At 61.3% G+C, this 21,235-nt stretch carries 15 protein-coding genes and 1 other RNA gene; 9 read left to right on the forward strand and 7 right to left on the reverse strand.

Annotated elements, in window-relative coordinates; all coding sequences use genetic code 11:
* Window positions 1-2: 2 nt before the first annotated feature.
* Window positions 3-716, forward strand: coding sequence for a lysophospholipid acyltransferase family protein (locus SMD27_RS00230; protein ID WP_320506328.1), 714 nt, complete (start codon window positions 3-5; stop codon window positions 714-716).
* Window positions 717-975: 259 nt separating this feature from the next.
* Window positions 976-3,318, forward strand: a complete 2,343-nt coding sequence (locus SMD27_RS00235; RefSeq protein ID WP_320506329.1) for an adenosylcobalamin-dependent ribonucleoside-diphosphate reductase — start codon at window positions 976-978, stop codon at window positions 3,316-3,318.
* 13 nt (window positions 3,319-3,331) lie between these two features.
* Here SMD27_RS00235 and SMD27_RS00240 read toward each other — a convergent pair whose 3' ends face one another.
* The 3 genes from SMD27_RS00240 to pdxR all read right to left on the reverse strand — a co-directional run bounded on the left by SMD27_RS00240 (window position 3,332) and on the right by pdxR (window position 6,463).
* The gene (locus tag SMD27_RS00240) at window positions 3,332-4,024 is read right to left on the reverse strand and encodes a hypothetical protein (protein WP_320506330.1); all 693 of its coding nucleotides are present in this window, start codon (window positions 4,022-4,024) and stop codon (window positions 3,332-3,334) included.
* 89 nt (window positions 4,025-4,113) lie between these two features.
* Window positions 4,114-4,935, reverse strand: a complete 822-nt coding sequence (locus SMD27_RS00245) for a C13 family peptidase (protein WP_320506331.1) — start codon at window positions 4,933-4,935, stop codon at window positions 4,114-4,116.
* Between the two features lie 7 nt (window positions 4,936-4,942).
* Entirely contained in the window at window positions 4,943-6,463 is a 1,521-nt protein-coding gene (pdxR, locus tag SMD27_RS00250; RefSeq protein WP_320506332.1) for a MocR-like pyridoxine biosynthesis transcription factor PdxR, read from the reverse strand.
* Window positions 6,464-6,578: 115 nt separating this feature from the next.
* Between pdxR and SMD27_RS00255 the strand changes: the two genes are divergently transcribed.
* Complete coding sequence (locus SMD27_RS00255) at window positions 6,579-7,277, forward strand: pyridoxamine 5'-phosphate oxidase family protein (protein WP_320506333.1); 699 nt, start codon at window positions 6,579-6,581, stop codon at window positions 7,275-7,277.
* Between the two features lie 24 nt (window positions 7,278-7,301).
* Here SMD27_RS00255 and SMD27_RS00260 read toward each other — a convergent pair whose 3' ends face one another.
* Both SMD27_RS00260 and xseA read right to left on the reverse strand, forming a co-directional pair.
* Complete coding sequence (locus tag SMD27_RS00260) at window positions 7,302-8,132, reverse strand: M23 family metallopeptidase (RefSeq protein ID WP_320506334.1); 831 nt, start codon at window positions 8,130-8,132, stop codon at window positions 7,302-7,304.
* Window positions 8,129-9,706 (reverse strand): exodeoxyribonuclease VII large subunit, encoded by a 1,578-nt coding sequence (xseA, locus tag SMD27_RS00265; protein ID WP_320506335.1) that lies wholly within the window; start codon window positions 9,704-9,706, stop codon window positions 8,129-8,131. The genes SMD27_RS00260 and xseA overlap by 4 nt, the downstream gene beginning before the upstream one ends.
* A gap of 79 nt (window positions 9,707-9,785) precedes the next feature.
* Here xseA and purD point away from each other — a divergent pair, with 79 nt between their 5' ends.
* On the forward strand, window positions 9,786-11,066 hold the full coding sequence (gene purD / locus SMD27_RS00270) for a phosphoribosylamine--glycine ligase (RefSeq protein ID WP_320506336.1): 1,281 nt from the start codon (window positions 9,786-9,788) through the stop codon (window positions 11,064-11,066).
* Window positions 11,067-11,091: 25 nt separating this feature from the next.
* Here the strand turns inward: purD and SMD27_RS00275 are convergent, their stop codons facing one another.
* Window positions 11,092-12,492 carry an FAD-binding oxidoreductase gene (locus SMD27_RS00275; protein ID WP_320506337.1) on the reverse strand — a complete coding sequence of 467 codons (1,401 nt, stop codon included), beginning with the start codon at window positions 12,490-12,492 and terminating at the stop codon, window positions 11,092-11,094.
* A gap of 14 nt (window positions 12,493-12,506) precedes the next feature.
* Window positions 12,507-16,163 (reverse strand): hydantoinase B/oxoprolinase family protein, encoded by a 3,657-nt coding sequence (locus SMD27_RS00280; RefSeq protein WP_320506338.1) that lies wholly within the window; start codon window positions 16,161-16,163, stop codon window positions 12,507-12,509.
* Window positions 16,164-16,369: 206 nt separating this feature from the next.
* On the opposite strand from SMD27_RS00280, the gene SMD27_RS00285 reads away from it, so the two are divergent.
* The 5 genes from SMD27_RS00285 (at window position 16,370) to rnpB (ending at window position 21,079) form a co-directional block, all read left to right on the forward strand.
* Window positions 16,370-17,122: a TerB family tellurite resistance protein gene (locus SMD27_RS00285; RefSeq protein WP_320506339.1), complete on the forward strand. Its 753-nt coding sequence runs from the start codon at window positions 16,370-16,372 to the stop codon at window positions 17,120-17,122.
* 13 nt (window positions 17,123-17,135) lie between these two features.
* Entirely contained in the window at window positions 17,136-18,962 is a 1,827-nt protein-coding gene (locus SMD27_RS00290; RefSeq protein ID WP_320506340.1) for an ABC-F family ATP-binding cassette domain-containing protein, read from the forward strand.
* 2 nt (window positions 18,963-18,964) lie between these two features.
* The gene (locus tag SMD27_RS00295) at window positions 18,965-19,849 is read left to right on the forward strand and encodes a DMT family transporter (protein ID WP_320506341.1); all 885 of its coding nucleotides are present in this window, start codon (window positions 18,965-18,967) and stop codon (window positions 19,847-19,849) included.
* A gap of 29 nt (window positions 19,850-19,878) precedes the next feature.
* Window positions 19,879-20,619 carry an N-acetylmuramoyl-L-alanine amidase gene (locus SMD27_RS00300; protein WP_320506342.1) on the forward strand — a complete coding sequence of 247 codons (741 nt, stop codon included), beginning with the start codon at window positions 19,879-19,881 and terminating at the stop codon, window positions 20,617-20,619.
* Between the two features lie 10 nt (window positions 20,620-20,629).
* An RNA gene (gene rnpB, locus SMD27_RS00305) (RNase P RNA component class A) lies at window positions 20,630-21,079 on the forward strand.
* The last annotated feature ends 156 nt before the right edge of the window (window positions 21,080-21,235 follow it).

Raw genomic sequence — 21,235 nt, forward strand, 5'->3', positions numbered from 1 at the left:
CCATGATGAAATTGCGGGCCCTGCTGTTCAACCTCGCCTATATCGCCTGGACCACGATCATGCATGTGGTCTGCTTGCCATTATTGCTGGGCCCCCGCGCCTGGGTTCTGAGGGCGGGCCGCATCTGGATCAAAGGCAATTTCTGGCTGCTGCGCGTGCTGGTTGGCTTGCGCTACCGCGTGCTCGGCACCGAACATTATCCAGCTGGCCCGGCCATCGTCGCGGTGAAGCATCAATCGGCCTGGGAGACGCTTTATCTCTCGCTCGCTTTGCATCATCCTGCCTTCATCCTCAAACGGGAACTGACCTGGATCCCGGTCTTCGGCTGGTATCTGCGCAAGGTCGGGATGATCGCCGTCGACCGCAGCGGCAAGGCAGCCGCCTTGAAGCAAATGGTGCGTCAGGCGCGAGACGCCTTTGCTGCGGGCCAATCGCTGGTGATCTTTCCCGAAGGCACCCGCGTAACCCCCGGCCAGAGCAAACCCTATCAGCCAGGCATCGCCGCCCTCTATACGCAGTTGCAGGTGCCGGTGGTACCCGTTGCGCTGAATTCCGGACTGTTCTGGGGCCGCAAAGCCTTCCTGAAGCGGGCTGGCACCATCACTGTCGAATATCTCCCCGCCATTCCGCCGGGCCTCGATCGCAAGACCTTCATGCGCGAGCTGGAAAGCCGTATTGAAAGCGCCACGGACCGTCTGGTGACGTCCGCAAACTGATTTCCTTCAGCCATTGTTCGAGTCGCAGCCCAGCCGGCCGTGGATGGAACTATCCACAGCCGCAGCGTGTCTGTGGATATCTCTATTTATGTTTATATTTCAGTATCTTACAGAGAAATCACCGGTGGATAAAACAGTGATAAACCTGGAACAAAATTGAAAACAAAATAAGAACGAGCTGTGGTAAAATCGGCGTTCGCGCTGTGGCCAGCCGCAGCGCCCCTTCCTATATGACATAAAGACAAATTGGGTGACTGGAATGGCGCAGGTAGCGGCGATTTCGCAGCAGATCTGGGACATGAAATACCGGCTGAAGGCGTTGGACGGGACGCCGGTGGATAAGACGATCGAAGATAGCTGGCGCCGCGTGGCCGATGCGATCGCCGAGGGCGAGGCGCCGGATGTCCGCGCTGCCTGGAGCGACAAGTTCTACAGCGCGCTGGAAGGCTTCAAATTCCTCCCTGCCGGACGGATCCTGGCGGGTGCTGGTGCGAAACGGAACGTCACCCTATTCAACTGCTTCGTCATGGGCACCGTGCCCGACGATATGAGCGGTATTTTTGAACACCTCCGCGAGGCCGCTCTCACCATGCAGCAGGGCGGCGGCATCGGTTATGACTTCTCCACCCTGCGGCCCAAGGGCGCGCCGGTGAAGGGCGTCGGCGCTGATGCATCAGGCCCGCTTTCCTTCATGGATGTTTGGGACGCCATGTGCCGCACCATCATGTCGGCCGGCCATCGTCGCGGCGCCATGATGGCGACCATGCGCTGCGACCACCCGGATGTCGAAAGCTTCATCGAGGCAAAGCGTGAAGCCGGCCGGCTTCGGATGTTCAATCTCTCCGTCCTGGTGACGGATGCCTTCATGCGCGCGGTCAAGGAAGACGCGCCCTGGGAATTGAAATTCGGCGGCACCACCTTCCGCGTCGTCCAAGCGCGCGAATTGTGGGACAAGATCATGCGGGCGACCTACGCCTATGCCGAGCCGGGCGTGATCTTCATCGACCGCATCAACCAGCGCAACAACCTGCATTATTGCGAAACCATCAGCGCCACCAATCCCTGCGGCGAGCAACCTCTGCCGCCATATGGCGCCTGCCTGCTGGGCTCGATCAATATGACGACGCTGATCCGCAATCCTTTCGAGGCGGATGCGGAACTGGATGTCCCGGCACTGGAAGAGCTGGTGCGCATCGCCGTCCGCATGATGGACAACGTTGTCGACACCTCGAACTTTCCATTGCCGCAACAGCATCATGAAGCCAAGGCGAAGCGCCGCATCGGTCTTGGTGTGACCGGCCTTGCCGATGCGCTCATCATGTGTGAGGCGCGTTACGGCAGCCGGCGTGCGATCGATCTGACCCGGCAATGGATGAAAACCCTGCAGCGCGCTGCCTATCTCGCCTCGGTCGAGCTGGCGAAGGAGAAAGGCGCCTTCCCGCTTTTCGAACGCGACGGCTATCTGCAGGGTGAAAGCATTTGTGAATTGGATCAGGACGTGCAGGAGGCGATCGCCGCTCATGGCATCCGCAATGCACTGCTGACCTCGATCGCCCCGACCGGCACGATCTCACTCTTTGCCGACAATGTCTCGTCGGGTTTGGAACCGGTCTTCAGCTTTAAATATACCCGCAATGTATTGCTGCCGGACGGTACGCGCCAAGCGGAGGAAGTGACCGACTATGCCTACCGGCTGTTCCGCCGCCTGAAAGGGGAAAACGCACCCCTGCCGGATTACTTTGTCGATGCCCAGACCTTGACGCCGGCTGACCATGTGGTGATGCAGGCGACTGTGCAGGCCTATATCGACAGTTCGATTTCCAAGACCATCAATTGCCCGGTCGATCTGCCCTTCGAAGCCTTCAAAGACGTTTATGTCCAAGCCTACGAAACCGGCTGCAAAGGCTGCACCACCTACCGGCCGAACGATATCACCGGCGCCGTCCTGGAAGTGAAACCGAAAGAGACCGCACAACCGGAACTGCCGCTGGAGGTCAAGCCGGAACACAAAGCGAAAGATGTGTTCGAGGCGGGTGGCGTCGTCTATATGACCCAGCCTTTGGATCGGCCCGAAGCGCTGCCGGGGCAAACCTATAAGGTGCGCTGGCCGGAAAGCGACCACGCGATCTATATCACCTTGAACGATATCATCCAGGATGGCCGGCGGCGCCCGTTCGAGGTCTTCATCAACTCGAAGAACATGGAACACTATGCCTGGACGGTCGGCCTGACCCGCATGATCAGTGCAGTCTTCCGCCGTGGCGGCGATGTGTCCTTCGTGGTCGAGGAGTTGAAAGCCGTCTTCGATCCGCGCGGCGGTTCCTGGGTCGGGGGGCGATATGTGCCATCGCTGCTGGCGGCGATCGGCGAAGTGATCGAGCGTCATATGATCGATATCGGCTTCATGCCGGATCCAGCCAAGGACCGCGAAGAGATTGAACATATGGCCGCCCGCAAAGTCGCCAATCTGGCTGATGGCCAGGGCAACGGCGATGCCGGCGGCCGCCGCTTGGCGCATTGCCCGAAATGCAATTCTCCCTCGCTGATCCGTCAGGAGGGCTGCGATCTCTGCACCTCCTGCGGCTACAGCAAGTGCGGTTGATGATTGCTGTAGTTCAGCCGGCTTGGGTTCCGCCGGTGGATGCGTCTAGAGGCCCGGGCGCCCGGGTCTCTAAGGCGGCCGCCTGCCGCGCCCGCTGGCGATCCCGCAAATAACGATAGAGAAAGAAAGCCAGCGTGGCGATCAGTGGCGGCCCGAACATGCTGACCAGCAGGCTGTTGTCATAGCGCATGCGGTCCCAGCGATTGCCGTCGAGAACCGCCACCACCAAAGCGCCCAAGGGCCACAGAAACCAAAAACCGAGCAGTGGCGGATAAGCCTTGTCGGTTTTCGCCGCCGCCGCTATTCCAGGACTGGCGTGCGGGTTATAAGCCTTGCCCTCACCGGCTTTCTCCAGTGGCCGCTCCACCCGCATCAATCGGTCGATCAGCATGAAACCACAGCCAAGTACCATGGCCAGCATCGGCACTGCGCAGAGCACGGCGATGCCGTCGCGCGTCGGCCGATAATCGGGCCACATCATGCGGTCCGCCTCGAAAACGAAGGCGAAAATCACCAGCAGGAAAGTCCAGAGCACCAGGGCGGTATATTTCCGACCCGAGCGCAGCAGAAGCATCGGCGCCAGATAGCCGAAACTGAAATAGCCGAGATAGATCGCGATCGGACCGTCTTTGCCGCTGATGACGAAACCGAGCAGTAGCGTCGCGAAAAATAAACTCAAATGCTTGGTGACTTTGGACATCGGCATCACAACGATCATCGCGCACACGAAGTCCTATCATGCACCGGACATGACTGGCTATCCTTGTCGTCGCAACGATCCTAATGCGATGGGCCTTACCGCGGCAACGGCACGTCGCCGATCGCCGAGCCAAAATAGGCTTGCGGTTCCGACGGCTTCACGCCCAGCTTGACTTCCTTATCATGCACGCAGCGTGAAATGTCCCGATGCAGCTGACCGAAACTTTGCGCCCTTTGCCAATTATCGATTAGGCAAGAATCGTAATAGGTATAGGTTTCTTCGGCACTACATCCGAAAGAAGGCCGGTCGCGGCGGGCAGCGGTCAGGATAATGCGATTTGGCGCCATCGTCATCTGATCGAGAAAGATGCCACTGAAACAAGCGGAGACGATGGCGACCGTTGGATGATTGCCGCAGCGCGCATCCAGCATGCGGCCGAAATCCCCCGGCGTCAGAAATCGCTGGCTATCGAGATCGTTGGCCATCAGCAGCCCACGCCGTCCCCCATGGGAGGTGACGAAAACGAAGCAACCGGTATCGTCGTCTATCGGCAAGCGGCTCAGCGCGTCATCCATGCGCGCCACGGTGGCAATCTGATCGGCCGGTGTTTTGGTGAAATCCGAAGACATCGCTTGCGTCGCCACGACATTAGTTTGCGCGAGCATGGCCTTGATGCGGTTGACAGCGTTGTCGAAGACCGGCGCGGAATCATCGCCGGCGACCAGCAGGGCGACCCAATGTTTCGGCCCGTTATGAAGCCCGGTCTGTGCCGATTGACCGGCTGACGCCTGAGACAACGATGCTGTTTGCGCCGCCGTGGATTGCATCCGGCCAGAACCGGAGTTGCTGCTGCAACCGGCGGCGAGAAGCAGCAACAAGGCTGCGAGCAGCCGGCCGGAAGTATTCATCTGCGACATGCATCCCTCATGGTTTCAGCATTTTCGCGACCAAGGCGATGGCCGGTTCGATCCGCATGTCCGGTACCGCCGCATAGCCGAACATCAACCCGCGCCGGAGCCGCGGGCCGACATCATAGCGGGATAGCGGCGGAACCACCAAGCCGGCTTGCCGCAAGTGATGCGATGCGGTTTCGTCATCGAAACGTTGCGCCGCAGCGCCAACAAGCTGCCCGACCAGATGCAGTCCGGCCTCATCCGGACGCAATTCGATCTGCCCCTCCAGATGTTTGGCCGCTGCCTGCAACAGCAGTTGCTGTCGCCGCGCATAGCGCTTGCGCATGCGCCGCACATGAGCCGCCAACAGGCCGCTCTGGAAAAGCGCGGCGAGCGCCGGCTGCGTCGACATCGACGGCTGGTCGTCGATCACTGATCGTGCATGGCGAAAAGCTGCCGTCAGTTGCGGCGGCGTCACCAGATAGCCGAGCCGCAGGCTGGGAAAAAGCAGTTTCGACAGCGATCCCATGTAAATGACACGGCCGTCTTCATCGAGGCTGCGCAAAGCCGCCAAGGGCCGGCCGGCGTAACGGTATTCGCTGTCGTAATCGTCTTCCAAAATCCAGGCTTTGGCTTCCCGCGCCCAGGCGAGCAGGGCCAGACGGCGTTGCAGCGACATCACGACACCAAGCGGATATTGATGGGAAGGCGCCACGCAAGCGAGCCTGGCTCTTGCCGCCTGGCGCAAACCATCGGCGACATCCAGTCCTTCGTCATCCACCGGCACATGGATCAGCTGCGCGCCTTGGGCGGCGATGGCGGCGCGCAGGCCCGGAAAGCCCGGACGCTCCACCCAGACCGGATCGCCCGGATCGATCAATAGCCGGCAGGTGAGATCGACCGCCTGCCGGATGCCGCTGACGATCAATACGTCTTCCGCCGCACAATCGACGCCGCGCACTTGCCGAAGGTAATCCGCGACCGCCTCGCGCAAGGGGAGGTAACCGCCGGGATCGCCGCCCATCACCAAGGCCCGCTCGGGATCGCGCCAGCTCTTAGCCAATAGCCGCGACCAGGCAGCGAAGGGAAAATCGCTGCAATCGGGCAAGCCTGGAATGAAGCAAGGTGTCCAGACCGAGCCTGGGATGTGATCGCGCGATTGCCGCGAATTGGCCTCCGGATCGATCAACGTTGCGGCGCGCCGGGCCCAGCCGGCCAATTGCCCTTGTGCTTTTTCCTCGCCGATCGGCCGTTTGCCGGTGCGGTCGGGCAGCAAGTCCGGCAGGTCGGCAGCCACATAGGTGCCGGAGCCGGGCCGCATCTCCAAATAGCCTTCGCTCAGCAATTGCTCATAGGCACCGAGAACGGTATTGCGGGAAACCGCGAGCTCATCGGCAAACGCGCGGCTGGCCGGCATGCGGGCGCCGGGCGTTAGACGGCCGCCGAGAATAGCCTGGCGCAATTCGCCGTAAAGCTGACGAAACAAGGGCTCCGGCAAGGCGGGATCGAGATGCGGCATCAGCAGGCTGCCGATGCCGGCACGGCGGGGCATGGAAACTCCAAAATACGATATACTGGTTCCTATATTTTTATCATTTCGGCGCTTTTGATGGAACCGGTATATCGCGCAGGATATCGCCGACTCACCGCTTAGGACAACACCGATCATGAACAGCTTCACGCCGACCGACCGCTCCCGCGTCAAACGCCTGCATGAGCGGGGCAAGTATGACGAGGAATCCGTCTTCGCTTTGCTCGATGCCGGATTCATTGCCCATATCGCCTATGTCATCGACGGCCATCCTTATGTGACGCCGACCTCCTATTGGCGGACCGGACGGGTGCTGTACTGGCATGGCTCCTCGGCCAGCCGGATGTTGCGCAGGCAATCCCCCGGATTGCCTGTCTGCGTGACGGTCAGCCATATCGACGGCTTCGTTCTCGCCCGTTCCGGCTTTCATCACTCCCTTAATTATCGCTCGGTCATGGCATTTGGCACGGCGCAGATCGTTGAGGATCCAGCGGAAAAGAGCAGGGAATTGGATCGCTTCATCGATCGCCTTTTTCCCGGCCGCCGCGCCAGCCTGCGTCCGAACAATGTCCAGGAGCTGAAGGCGACCACCCTGATCCGCATGGAAATCGAGGAAGCAGCCGCCAAGACCCGTACCGGCGGTCCGAAGGACGACGACGAGGACTATGCGCTGGATTGCTGGGCCGGGGTCATTCCGCTTCGCCAAGTGATCGGCCAGCCGATCGCCGATCCGAAATTGCGCGGCGGCATCGGCTATCCGCCGGACCTTGCCGCGTTCCATGACGGTGCGGATCTCTGTGAGGTGCTGGCCGGGAACGCAGAGAAACTCGATTGACGTCGGACCCCTCTCGCGACGGCATCACTGCTGAGCGAGGGGCGCCATCGGCGGCACGAGCAAGGCTGCATCCAAGGGAACGCCAAGCCAGTTGAGCGCCCAATGAAGATGCGGTCCCGTTGCCCGGCCGGTCTTGCCGACATGGCCGATGAGATCGCCTTGGGCGATGCGCTGTCCCGGCTTCACCGCGATATCGTTGAGATGAATGAAGGTCGAATAGACGCCGAAGCCGTGATCGAGCACAACGGCATTGCCCATCAGCACCATGCCCGGCGCCGACAGCGTAACCACACCGCCAGCCGGCGCAATGACCGGGCTGCCTTCGGGCGCTGCGATATCGACGCCGAAATGCGGTGATTTCGGCGTCCGGTTGAGAATGCGCTGGCTGCCATAGACGCCGCTGATCGGCCCCCTGGCCGGCCAGATGAAGGGCGTTTGAAAGTCGCGATTATCGCTCGCAGCAAGGCGCGCATCCCGCACTTGGTTGATGTCGGCAACAATCCGTGCCTGTGTCGCTGGATCAGGCGTTACCTGGTTCTGGTCGAGGTGATCAATGTGCTGGATGTCGAATTGCCGCGACCGCACAATCAGGATCTGTTGGCTGGATTTGCCGTCCGGCTGGATGAGCGTGAGCTTGTGCTCGGCCGGCGCGTCGCGTCCGAAACCGAAGACGAAGAGCCCGTCCGGCGCGACCTTGATCTCCTGCCCGTCGAGCTCAATGCGATCGCCTGGTTTCGCCTGCCCGATGGCAAGCCCGCCTTGGACCAGCTCACCCCTGATATCGACGGCTGAAGCCAGTTGCGGCAGCAGGCAGGCGAATCCCGCCAGGGCGAGCAGACGAAACGGCTTGATCAAAGCAATGACCCTTGAGGCGAGGAATCGCCCGGCGTCGTCGCTTTCTTGGCCGGCCGACGCGATGCTGCCGCCGCAGTGGACGATGATGGCGCAGCTTGGGACGATGGACTGTCGGAGACGGCATCGCCGCCGGCAACCACATCGACCACGCCGTCATGGAATTGCAAATGCAAGGCCTGTCCGGTAGCAACCTGGCTGGCTGCGCCGACCGGCGTCCCGTCGGTATCGCGCACCAGCACGAAGCCGCGTTTCAGAATTTCGGTATAAGAATAGCTGTCGAGCAGGGCCGCCGCATGATCCAGCGCCGTCCGGCGGCGCTCGATCAGATTGGCAAGTAGAACCGGCCTGAGGCCATGCGCGACCTTGTCGAGTTGCCGTCCGTGACGATCCAGCCCATGGGCGAAACAGGCGGACAATCTCTCGCCCGCATGACGCAAGGCCGTACCGGCTGCGTCGATCTGTTCGCGCGGTGTACGCAAGCGCGCCGACAGGTTGGCCAGCAGATCGCGGCGCCGATCGAAATTTGTCAGCCTTGCATTGAGCCAGCGATCGATCCATTGGTCGAGCTGCTGTCCCCGCTCTTGAATGAGGCGCTGTGGATCCGGCAAGCCGCGACCAAGGCCCTCCACTGCCAGTCGGCCCTCCGTCAGGCGGCGAGTGAGCGCCGAGGCCAAACGCTGACTGCACTGGCCGAGTTCGGCGAGGAGATCGCCCCGCACGGGAACAGCGATTTCCGCCGCCGCCGTCGGTGTGGGCGCCCGGCGATCGGCGGCATGATCGATCAGCGTCGTATCGGTTTCATGCCCGACTGCACTGATCAGTGGTATCCGGCTTTCTGCCGCCGCCCGCACGACGATTTCCTCATTGAAGGGCATCAGATCTTCCAGCGAGCCGCCACCCCGCGCCACAATCAGCAAATCGGGTCGCGGGACCGGGCCGTTTTCCGGCAGAGCATTAAAACCGCGAATGGCTGCCGCTACCTGACCGGCTGCGCCTTCGCCCTGGACCAGGACAGGCCAAAGCAGGACATGGCGGGGAAAGCGATCCTCCAACCGGTGCAGAATGTCGCGAATGACGGCCCCTGTCGGCGAGGTCACGACACCGATTACTTGCGGCAAGAGCGGCAGCCTGCGTTTGCGCTCGGCGTCGAACAAGCCTTCGGCGGCCAATTTGCGCCGCCGGTCTTCCAGCATTTTCAGCAATGCGCCGATGCCTGCCAGTTCCAGCCGCTCGATAACCAGTTGATATTCCGAACGTTCGGCATAGGACGTGATGCGGCCTGTCGCGACGACTTCCATCCCGTCTTCCGGGCGAATTCCCAGGCGCCCGGCGACGCCTTTCCAGCAGACCGCTTTCAGCCCTGAATTTTCGTCTTTCAGCACCATATAAAGGTGGCCCGAAGCGGCGCGCTTGAAGCCGGAAATCTCGCCTTTGACGCGGACGCGATCGAAGCCGGTTTCCAGGGTCCGCTTGATGGCAAAGGCCAATTCGCTGACCGAGTATTCGGCGAGATTGTGGGCGGATGAGACGGGCGGTTCCGTCGCCGGCTGGTCAGGTTGTCGAATCTCTGTCATGGCAAAATATTGTATGTTATCCGAGGCCTTCAGGTCACCTACCTGATTACCCGTAAGCTTCGTCAAAGGGACTTTTCATATGCGCATTCTCGTGGTTGGGTCCGGCGGTCGAGAACATGCCTTGTGCTGGAAGATCGCTGCCTCGCCGCTCTGCGACAAATTGTTCTGCGCCCCGGGCAATGCCGGCATCGCCGAGGAAGCTACTTGTGTGCCGGTCAAGGCGGAAGATGTAGACGCTCTGGTCGATCTGGCCCGCAACGAGCATATCGACCTGGTGGTCGTCGGCCCCGAAGCCCCGCTGGTCGCCGGCCTGGTCGACCGCCTTGAGGAAAATGGAATCCCGGCTTTCGGCCCCACCGCGAAAGCGGCGGAGATCGAGGGTTCCAAGGGTTTTATGAAAGATCTCTGCGCCAAATACAACATTCCGACTGCGGCCTATCGTCGCTGCAGTAGCCCGGCCGCAGCAAAGGATTTCGCCAGGACCCTTTCGACGCCTTTGGTCGTCAAGGCAGATGGGCTCGCCGCCGGCAAAGGCGTCATCATCTGCGCCGATCACACGGAAGCAGATAGAGCGATTGATGACATTCTCGTTGCCGGACAATTCGGCGCCGCCGGGGCGGAAGTCGTCATTGAAGAATTTCTCGATGGCGAGGAATTGAGCTTCTTTGCTTTGGTCGATGGGATTCATGCCTTGCCGCTGGGTTCGGCCCAGGATCACAAGCGGGTCGGCGACGGCGATACCGGCCTCAATACCGGCGGCATGGGCGCTTATGCACCGGCTCCCATTGCGACCGCCGAGCTTGAGCGTGACATCATGAACTTGATCATCACACCTGCCGTCCGGGGCATGGCGGCGGAAGGCCGGCCGTTCAAGGGCGTGCTTTTTGCCGGCATCATGGCGACGGTCAACGGGCCGCGCCTGATCGAATTCAATGCACGTTTCGGCGATCCCGAATGCGAGGTCCTGTGCCAGCGGTTGAAATCCGATCTGGTGCCGGCGCTGGTGGCGGCGCGCGATGGCACGCTGAAGGATTTTGATCTACGGTGGTATGACCAAGCCGCCCTCTGCGTCGTCATGGCCAGCAATGGCTATCCTGGCAAGACCAAACCTGGCAGCATCATCCGCAAGCTCGACGAGGCCAAGAAACTGGCGGATGTCACGGTCTTCCATGCCGGCACCAAGGCCAATGACAAGGGTGAGATCGAAGCCCATGGTGGCCGCGTCCTGGCCGTGACAGCCCTTGGCAAGACCGTCCGAGAAGCGCAGGAGAAGGCCTATCGCGCTGTCGATCTCATCGACTGGCCGGAAGGTTTCTGCCGGCGCGATATCGGCTGGCGCGCCGTCATGCGGGAAAAGTGACTGAGCAAAGCCGCTCTTCGCGAAACTAATTTCGGAAAATCTTGCCTGGGTTGAGCCGGTTATCCGGATCGATCGACTGTTTCAGAAGGCGCATCAATTGGACGGCTTCGGCGCCATGTTCCTGTTCGAGGAAGGCGATCTTGCCGTAGCCGATCCCATGCTCGCCGGTGCAAGTACCGCCCATCTCCAGCGCCCGCGCGACCAGGCGCTGGTTGAAAGCTTCCGCCGCGGCCAGCTCCGCGGGATTCGCCGGATCGATAATCATGTTGGTGTGGAAATTGCCGTCGCCGACATGGCCGACGATTGGCGCCAACAGACCGCTTGCAGCGATATCGGCCTTGGTTGCCACAATACAATCCGCGAGACGTGAGATCGGGACGCAGACATCGGTCGGCCAACCTTTGGCGCCCGGACGCAGATTGATGCCGGCATAATAGGCGTCATGCCGCGCCTGCCATAATTTGTTGCGTTCCTCCGCCCGGGTGCTCCAGCGGAAATCCGTGCCGCCGAAATCGGAGGCGATCATTTTCACCGCATCGGACTGCTCGGTGACGCCGGCCTCGCTGCCGTGGAATTCGAAGAACAAGGTCGGCGCCACCGGATAATCGAGCTGCGAATAGCGGTTGACTGCATCCATCTGGACCTCGTCCAGCAATTCAATCCGAGCGACGGGAATGCCGGACTGGATGATGCGGATGACCGTATTGACCGCCTCGCCGATCGTCGGGAACGGGGCAACGGCAGCGGCAATCGCTTCGGGAATGCCATAGAGCCGCAAGCGGATCTCGGTGATGACGCCGAGCGTGCCTTCCGAACCGACGAACAGTCGCGTCAGGTCATAGCCGGCTGCCGATTTCCGCGCCCGGCCACCCGTTTTGATCACACGGCCGTCAGCCAAGACGACGGTCAGGCCCAATACATTCTCGCGCATCGTGCCATAGCGGACGGCATTGGTGCCGCTGGCCCGGGTCGAGGTCATGCCGCCGATCGTCGCATCGGCCCCGGGATCGATCGGAAAGAACAAGCCCGCATCGCGGAGATGAGCATTGAGCTGCTTGCGCGTAACGCCCGCCTGGACCTGCACATCGAGATCATCGCCATTGACCTCGATGATCTGGTTCATGCCGCTGAGATCGACACTGACACCGCCTTGCAAGGCCGCGACATGCCCTTCCAGGGACGTGCCGACGCCGAAGGGGATGACTGGCGCCGCGTGACGGCGCGCCAGGCGCATGACCTGCGCCACCTCCTCCGTCGATTGCGGAAAGACGACGACATCCGGCGCATGGGTCGGATGATAGGATTCGTCATGGCCATGGCGGTCGAGAATGCCGGGATTGGTGCTGACCCGATTATCACCCAACAACGCCGTCAGAGCGGCGATCAGCGCCGTTGGATCGGCGAGACGGCGTGCTTCCTGTGCCATTGGCGTTTCCTCAATCACGCTTTTGCTTTACCGTAGCCTCCGCCTCCCGGGGTTTCCACCACAAAGCAGTCGCCTGGCCGCATCTCGGTGCGATCAGTCCCGTTGAGCACGTCGATATGGCCATCGACACGCTGGACGGTATTGCGTCCCAAAGCGCCGGCCTCGCCGCCCGCCATGCCATAGGGATGGATCACCCGATGGCCGCTCAGGATCGCCGCGGTCATCGCCTCGCGGAACTGGATGCGCCGGACCACGCCATCGCCGCCGCGATGCTTTCCTTTGCCGCCGCTGCCGCGCCGGATGCGGAAATCCTCCACCAAAACAGGGAAACGCCATTCCAACACTTCCGGATCGGTGAGACGTGAATTTGTCATATGGGTCTGAACCGCATCGGTGCCATCGAAATCCGGCCCCGCACCGGACCCGCCGGCGATGGTTTCGTAATACTGGTATTTTTCGTTACCGAAGGTGAAATTGTTCATCGTGCCTTGGGCGGCCGCCATGACACCCATGGCGCCGTAAAGCGCATCGGTCACGCATTGCGAGGTTTCGACATTGCCGCTGACCACCGCTGCCGGATAAGCCGGCTTCAGCATGCTGCCATCGGGGATGATGATCTCCAACGGTTCCAGGCAACCGGCATTCATGGGGATTTCGTCGTCGATCAGCGTCCGGAAGACATAGAGGACCGCTGCCTTGGCCACCGCCGACGGTGCATTGAAATTGCTCGGCAATTGCGCCGAGGTGCCGGTGAAATCGATGATCGCGCTGCGCTTCCCATGATCGACCGTGACGGTGACGGCGATCTTCGCGCCATCATCCATCTCATAGGTGAAGGCGCCGTTCTTCAAGCGATCGATCACCCGTCGCACCTGTTCCGCCGCATTGGCGCGCACATGTCCCATATAGGCATGGACGACATCCAGCCCGAAGTCGCGCACCATCCGGTGCAGTTCCTGAACGCCTTTTTCATTGGCCGCCACCTGCGCGCCGAGATCCGCGACATTCTGATCGGGGTTGCGCACCGGATAGAGACCGGTTGCGAGCAAAACCCGCAATTCGGCTTCAAGGAAGCGCCCCTGATCGACCAGCTTGAAATTATCGATCAGCACGCCCTCCTCTTCCACCGTCTTGCTGTCCGGCGGCATCGAACCCGGCGTGATGCCGCCGATATCCGCATGGTGGCCGCGGCTGGCAACATAGAAAAGAATATCCCGTCCCGCTTCATCGAAGACTGGCGTCACCACGGTGACATCAGGCAAATGGGTGCCGCCGTTATAGGGCGCATTCAGCACGTAGACGTCACCTGGCTTCATGGTGGTTCGGCCGGATACGTCGAGATTGCCCCGAATGATGCTCTCGACGGATTCGCCCATCGATCCGAGATGCACCGGCATATGCGGCGCATTGGCGATCAACCGGCCTTGCTGATCGAAGACGGCGCAAGAGAAATCCAGACGCTCCTTGATATTCACCGAATGGCTGGTCTTTTCCAGAGTGGAGCCCATCTGTTCGGCGATCGACATGAACAGATTGTTGAAGATCTCCAGCATCACCGGATCGACGCTGGTGCCGATGGCCGCTTGCCGCTGCAGCGCCTGGTACCGTTCGACAACGAGATGGCCAAGCTCTGTCAGATGCACGCGCCAGCCGGGTTCGACGACGGTAGTACTGGTCGGATCGAGAATGATGGCCGGGCCATTGACCAACTGTCCGGGCCGCAAGCCGATACGGTCGAAGACCGGTGCCGACAATTCCTGCCCCTCCGCCCAGAAAGGCACACGCGCTTTCGGCTCGGCATCGGCCTTGCTAACGTCAGTGAGGGTGGGATCGCTGACGGCCTCGGTGGCCCCGATCGCCTCAACGCTGACCGAATCGACGATCAGCGGCTTATTCGGCACGATGAAACCGTAACGCTGCCGGTGCTCTTCCTCGAAATTCGCTTTGATGGTTGCGAGATCGCCGTGTTCCGCCACCAGAGCGGCATCGGTGCCGGCATATTTCACATGCACGTGCCGCAGCAGCGTGATCTGCTCCGGTGCGATACCTTGCGCCTCGACCTCTGCAACGGCCTCTGCGGCAAGCGCATCGAGATCGCTTTCAAGCCGCGACAGTAAGTTGGCATCCAAGGATGCTTCCACCGTGCGGTGCCGCAAGGCACGGATATCGGCGAGACCCATGCCATAGGCCGACAAAACGCCGGCGAAGGGATGCAGGAAGATACGCGTCATGCCAAGCGCATCGGCGACCTGACAGGCATGCTGGCCACCGGCCCCGCCGAAACAAGCCAAGGTGTAGTGGCTGACATCATAGCCGCGCTGGATCGAGATTTCCTTGATCGCATTGGCCATATTGGCGACGGCGATTTTCAAAAAGCCCTCTGCCACCTCTTCGGGTGACATATTCTTGCCGGATTTGGCGGAAATATCCGCTGCCATCGCCACGAATTTCTGCACCACGACATCACGGTCGAGCGGCAGATTGCCATCCTTGCCGAAGACCTTGGGGAAGAAATCGGGATTGAGGCGACCCAGCATGACATTGCAATCGGTGACGGCCAGCGGCCCGCCACGGCGATAGCTGGCCGGCCCCGGATTTGCGCCGGCCGATTCCGGGCCGACGCGGAAGCGGGAGCCGTCGAAGAACAGGATCGAACCGCCGCCCGCGGCGACGGTATGAATCTGCATCATCGGCGCGCGGATGCGAATGCCGGCGACCTGGGCATCGAAGCTGCGTTCATAGGCCCCGTTGTAATGCGAAACATCCGTCGATGTACCGCCCATGTCGAAACCGATGATCTTGCTGAAGCCGGCCATGGCGGCCGTCTGCACCGCCCCGACAATCCCGCCCGCGGGGCCGGAAAGGATGCTGTCCTTGCCCTGAAAGCTATGGCCATCGGTCAGGCCCCCATTCGACTGCATGAACATCAGCCGCGTCGTCTGATTGCCAATCTCGCTCGCCACCTGATCCACGTAGCGCCGCAGGATCGGTGAGAGATAGGCATCGACCACGGTGGTGTCGCCCCGGCTGACCAGCTTCATCAGCGGCGAGACCTGATGGCTGACCGAGATCTGCGTGAAGCCGATCGCGGCGGCGGCATCGGCGAGCTGCTTCTCGTGCCCCGTGAAGCGGTAGCCATGCATCAGCAGGATGGCGACGGCCCGCAACCCCCGGTCATAGGCAGCCTGCATCTCACGCCTGGCGGCGGCAAGATCGAGTTGACGGATCACCTCGCCTTTGGCCGTCACCCGCTCATCGACCTCGATCACTCCGGCATAAAGCAGTTCCGGCAAAAGGATGCGGCGCGCAAAGATCTTCGGCCGGTTCTGGTAGGCGATCCGCAAGGCGTCACGGAAACCTTTGGTCGTCACCAGCAATGTCGGCTCACCCTTGCGCTCGAGCAGCGCATTGGTCGCAACCGTGGTCCCCATCTTGATCGCCTGGACATCTTCCGGCAGCGCCTCGCCGGGCTGCAACTGAAGCAGGTCACAGATGCCCTGGATCGCCGCGTCTCGGTAGCGTTCGGGGTTTTCCGACAACAACTTATGGGTCACTAAGCTGCCATCGGGACGCTTGGCTACAACGTCAGTGAAGGTGCCGCCGCGGTCGATCCAGAATTGCCACTTGCCCGCCTGCTTTTGCTTCATCTGCTGTTCCACTGACTTCGCCATGTTCTTCCCCATAACGCACACAAGCCGATCATATCGGACTTATAGCCGGGTGCCATGAAAATGCAGCCCTTGAAACAGGCGCGGCGCCTCCATGGCTCTCACGCATCCCTGGCGCGACAAAAGACATCGCTCCCCGGCTGGAAAAACCGGCGCCGAGCCGATATGTTCGCCGGGGCCACTAATATTGGCCGCTGTTTGGGAGTATCATGAGCGTTTGGGGCAAAATCATCGGCGGCGCTGCCGGCTTCGCCATTGGCGGGCCGATTGGGGCGCTGATTGGCGCGCTGGCGGGACATGCCGTCGATGTGACAGTCGAACATGAACAATTACCGCCACCTGATTCGGACAGCGACGACCGATCGGCAACCCGCCAGGTCGCCTTCACCGTGGCGGCCATCGCGCTCGGCGCCAAAATGGCGAAGGCCGATGGTGTGGTCACCCGCGCCGAGGTGGATGCCTTCAAGGAAGTTTTCCATGTCCCGCCGGCCGAGCTTAAGAACGTGGCGCGAATCTTCGATCTGGCGAAGCGCGACACTTTCGGCTTCGAAACCTATGCCCGTCAGGTGGCCCGGATGTTCCAGCCGAAACATCCTGTTTTGGAAGAAATGCTTGACGGCCTGTTCCATATCGCTCGCGCCGATGGTCATGTGCATGAAGCCGAATTGAACTATCTGCAGCGCGTTGCCGAGATTTTCGGCTTCACCGAAGGCGATTTCGCCCGTATCCGGGAAGCCAATGTCGGCCCGGACAAGGCAGATCCCTACACTATTCTCGGCGTAACCCGCGAAACGGGGAATGACGACATCAAGCAGGCTTGGCGCAAACTGGTCCGCGACAACCATCCGGACAAGCTGATCGCACAAGGCCTGCCGGCTGATTTCGTCGATCTGGCGACGGAGAAGCTTGCCCGCATCAATGCCGCCTATGACAAGATCGCCAAGGAACGCGGCATCAATTGAGACTTAATCCTATATGCCCGTAGCACCCCCCCAACTCACTTTGCGCAATGCCACCGTCACCTTCGGCGGGCGGCCGCTTTTCGCCAATATCACCATGAGCCTCGGCAAAGGCGAGCGGGTCTGCCTGGTCGGCGCCAATGGCTCTGGCAAATCGACAATCCTCAAGGCTTTGGCCGGCGAGGTCGAACTGGATGGCGGCCAGCGCTTCCTGCAGCCGGGCATAACGGTCGGCTATTTGCCGCAGAACCCCGACCTTTCGCTTGGCGGAACGGTCGCTGGCTATATCGGTGCCGGCCTGGCCGATCCCGAAGGCGAAACCTATCGCATCGATGCGGTTCTTGATCATCTCGATCTGGATGGCAGCCGCGATATCTCCACCTTGTCGGGCGGTGAAGGCCGCCGCACAGCCTTGGGACGTGTCCTGGTAAGGCGGCCGGATCTGCTGCTGCTGGACGAGCCGACCAACCATCTCGACCTGCCCACGATTGAATGGCTGGAAGAAGAACTGGCGGCCTTTCCCGGCGGCATCCTGATGATCAGCCACGATCGCACCTTTCTGACCAAATTGACGCGACGGCTGTTGTGGCTCGATCGCGGCCGCATGTTCGAGCTGGATGACGGCTTTGCGAAGTTCGAAGACTGGTCCAACGGCATCATCGAGCAGGAAGCGGCGGAAAATTACCGGCTGCAAAAGCGCATCGAGCAGGAGGAATACTGGCTGGCGCGCGGCGTCACCGCCCGCCGGTCCCGCAATGAAGGCCGCCGCCGCAACTTGTTTGCCCTTCGCAAGCAACGGGCCGAAGCGCTGAAGGCGCGCGGCAAGGCGAAGCTTGCCTTGTCGGAAGCCGAAAGCGGCGGCCAACTGGTGATCGAGGCCATCGATATCAGCAAGTGTTTCATCCGGCCGGACGGCAGCGAGGTTACGATCGTCGATGGTTTCTCAACGCGGATTCAGCGCGGCGACCGGCTCGGCCTGATCGGCCCCAATGGCGCCGGCAAGAGCACCATTCTGAAATTGCTGACCGGCCAGATGCAGCCGGATTCCGGCACGATCCGCCTCGGCACCAATCTCATGCCGCTCTATCTCGACCAGCGGCGCATGGTTTTCGATCTCGACAAAACGCTGTGGCAGACCCTGGCGCCGGGCGGGGGCGATTCGATCGATGTACGGGGCCAGCAGCGCCATGTCGTCGCCTATCTTCGGGACTTCCTGTTCAATGACAAACAGGCAACGATGACGGTGCGGACTTTGTCGGGCGGCGAGCGCGCGCGCTTGATGCTGGCAAAGCTTTTCGCGCAGCCCAGCAACCTCATCGTGCTCGACGAGCCGACCAATGATCTGGACATGGATACGCTCGACCTGCTTCAGGAAGTGCTGTCCGATTACGATGGCACCTTGCTGCTGGTGAGCCATGATCGCGATTTTCTCGATCGCCTGGTCACCAGCGTGATCGCGGTCGAAGGCGATGGCGAGGTGGCCGAATATCCCGGCGGCTATAGCGATTACCTGATCCAGCGACCTGAACCGAAAGCCGTGGCCAGCGACAAGGCGGCGAAAAAGCCGGCGACCGAAAAAGCACCGCCGCCGGCACGTGCACCGCAACGGCTGAGCTCCAAGGAACAACGTGAGCTGGACGATCTGCCGGGCCGGATCGCCACTCTGGAAAAGGAGATCCAGGTGATCGAAACCGCCTTGGCCGATCCCGATCTCTATAGCCGCGATCCGCAGAAATTCGCCAAGGCCAGCGATCTGCTGGCCGGCAAGAAGACGGCGCTTGCCGAGGCTGAGACCCGTTGGTTGGAACTGGAAGAAAAACGCGCTGAACTGGCGGCCGGCTGATCATGCTCCCAAGCCATGTGCTGCTGATGATCCTGGCGCAGGCCTTGTGGGGCGCCAATTTTGCCGTCACCAAAATGGGCCTTGGTCATTGGCCGCCGCTTTTCTTCGTTTGTATCCGGCTGGCTTTGGTCGCCCTCCTGCTGGTGCCGATGGTCGGCTTGCCGAAGCGCGCGCATCTGCCAGCCTTGCTGCGGCTGTGTTTTCTGCTTGGCGTCGTTCACTGGGCCACGCTGTTCACCGGCCTTCTGCTGACCGATGCCGCCACCACCTCGATCATCATTCAAATCCAGGTGCCGATCTCGGCCCTGCTGGCGATCTTCTTCCAGGGCGACCGCATGGGCTGGCGACGCTGGTCCGGCATGGCGATCGCCTTTGCCGGCATCGCCCTGATCGTCGGCACGCCGCAATTCACCGGCGGGCTGCGCGGCGCCGGCCTGATCCTCATTGCCGCCATTGCCTGGGCCGTCGCCAATATGGAGATCAAGAAACTCAGCGATCACATGGATGGATGGCGGCTCAATGCCTGGACCGGCTTGCTCGCGGCACCGATGACCTTCGTCATGTCGCTGCTGCTCGAACAGGGCCAGTGGCAGGCGATCAGCACGGCGGATTGGCGCGGCTGGTCGGCCATGGTCTATCAGGTTCTGATCGTCACCACATTATGCTATGGCATCTGGTATGGCATGATGCGCCGTTATCCGATGTCGCTGGTCATGCCATTCACCTTGATGGAACCGGTTTTCGGTGCCGCTACCGCCGTGGTGCTCTTGGGCGAACCGGTCGGCGGGCGGCTGATTGTCGGAACCGCGATTACGCTCGTCGGCCTCGCCATCCTGGTCCTGCGCCGGCCGCAGGCCGTCGCACAACCGGTTGGCCCCGGTGCCTAGTACGAACCAATCTTAGTCGGGGCAGCGCCATGCAATTGATCGATTTGCCATCTCCCAATTTCGATGATCGCCCGGCCGGCGGGCCGATCGATATGCTCTTGCTCCATTACACCGGCATGCAGAGCGGCGACGAAGCGATCGCCCGGCTGCGCGATCCCGCTGCCCGGGTCAGCAGCCATTATGTGGTGGACGAAGACGGTTCCATCCTCTCTCTGGTGCCGGAGGGAAAACGCGCTTGGCATGCCGGCGTCAGTTCCTGGGCCGGGGCCCGCGATATCAATGCCCGCTCGATCGGCATCGAAATCGTCAATCCGGGTCACGACTGGGGCTATCGGCCCTTTCCTGAAGTGCAGATGCAGGCGGTCATTGCCCTGTCGCAACAGATCATCGCCCAGCATCGCATCCCGGCGAGCCGTGTCCTCGGCCATTCCGATGTCGCGCCGATGCGCAAACAGGATCCCGGCGAGTTGTTCAATTGGGCCTTGCTGGCGTCGCGCGGCATCGGCCTGTGGCCCAAACCCATCATCGCCGATTGGGATGAAGCGACCTTCCTCGCAGCGCTCGCTAGATATGGCTACGATATCCAGGGGCCGGCCGGCGCGATGCCGGAAACCGCCCATCATGCGGCGATCCTGGCTTTCGAAAGGCATTTCCGGCCGCAACATCTCACCGGCCGCTTCGAGCCCGCCTCAGCCTCGATCCTCAAGGGCCTGCTGCAAGCAGCCGGCCTTGACGCGACCGGCATTGACACGCCCGGCTTCAAGGCCTAGCTAGGCACTGCCAGATGGCCGGATGACTGCTCTCCTCGCTTTGGCGCGGAGGGAGGAAAGTCCGGGCTCCACGGAAGGACGGTGCCGGGTAACGCCCGGCGGGAGCAATCCCAGGGAAAGTGCCACAGAGACTATACCGCCGGCGGCGGCCAGCAATGGGCGCAGGGCCGGTAAGGGTGAAAAGGTGCGGTAAGAGCGCACCGCGCTGACGGCAACGCCAGTGGCAGGGTAAACCCCACCGGGAGCAAGACCAGATAGGAGGACAGGAACCGGGCAACCGGTTCAGGCGCCTTTCCGCGCCGATCCTCGGGTAGGTCGCGCGAGGCGTCCGGCGACGGGCGTCCCAGATGAATAGTCATCCACGGGTCGCGGTCGGGCGGGAGTGATGACCGGCGAAAGCCGGCCATATCGTTCGTCCAGCGGCCCCGGACAGAACCCGGCTTACAGGCCATCTGGCATCAATTGATGCGTGTATTTCCGGAAATTACACCGCTGTTACGGAAAGCATGAGAACATTCCCGGTACAAAAGAAAGTTGAAAAATCAGCGGACTACGCCACAGCCGGCATCAAGCTAACTTTCTTTCTCAGCGAGGCCGCGTAACTCATTGAAAAAAT

It is taken from the genome of Dongia soli (genome assembly GCF_034044715.1).
GTDB classification, from domain to species: Bacteria; Pseudomonadota; Alphaproteobacteria; order Dongiales; family Dongiaceae; genus Dongia_B; species Dongia_B soli.

Bases quoted from the DNA above. Each gene is read 5' to 3' on its own strand.
- SMD27_RS00230 (WP_320506328.1), top strand. From the start codon at position 3: ATGATGAAATTGCGGGCCCTGCTGTTCAACCTCGCCTATATCGCCTGG.
- SMD27_RS00235 (WP_320506329.1), top strand. From the start codon at position 976: ATGGCGCAGGTAGCGGCGATTTCGCAGCAGATCTGGGACATGAAATAC.
- SMD27_RS00240 (WP_320506330.1), bottom strand. From the start codon at position 4,024: ATGCCGATGTCCAAAGTCACCAAGCATTTGAGTTTATTTTTCGCGACG.
- SMD27_RS00245 (WP_320506331.1), bottom strand. From the start codon at position 4,935: ATGTCGCAGATGAATACTTCCGGCCGGCTGCTCGCAGCCTTGTTGCTG.
- pdxR (WP_320506332.1), bottom strand. From the start codon at position 6,463: ATGCCCCGCCGTGCCGGCATCGGCAGCCTGCTGATGCCGCATCTCGAT.
- SMD27_RS00255 (WP_320506333.1), top strand. From the start codon at position 6,579: ATGAACAGCTTCACGCCGACCGACCGCTCCCGCGTCAAACGCCTGCAT.
- xseA (WP_320506335.1), bottom strand. From the start codon at position 9,706: ATGACAGAGATTCGACAACCTGACCAGCCGGCGACGGAACCGCCCGTC.
- purD (WP_320506336.1), top strand. From the start codon at position 9,786: ATGCGCATTCTCGTGGTTGGGTCCGGCGGTCGAGAACATGCCTTGTGC.
- SMD27_RS00275 (WP_320506337.1), bottom strand. From the start codon at position 12,492: ATGGCACAGGAAGCACGCCGTCTCGCCGATCCAACGGCGCTGATCGCC.
- SMD27_RS00280 (WP_320506338.1), bottom strand. From the start codon at position 16,163: ATGGCGAAGTCAGTGGAACAGCAGATGAAGCAAAAGCAGGCGGGCAAG.
- SMD27_RS00285 (WP_320506339.1), top strand. From the start codon at position 16,370: ATGAGCGTTTGGGGCAAAATCATCGGCGGCGCTGCCGGCTTCGCCATT.
- SMD27_RS00290 (WP_320506340.1), top strand. From the start codon at position 17,136: ATGCCCGTAGCACCCCCCCAACTCACTTTGCGCAATGCCACCGTCACC.
- SMD27_RS00295 (WP_320506341.1), top strand. From the start codon at position 18,965: ATGCTCCCAAGCCATGTGCTGCTGATGATCCTGGCGCAGGCCTTGTGG.
- SMD27_RS00300 (WP_320506342.1), top strand. From the start codon at position 19,879: ATGCAATTGATCGATTTGCCATCTCCCAATTTCGATGATCGCCCGGCC.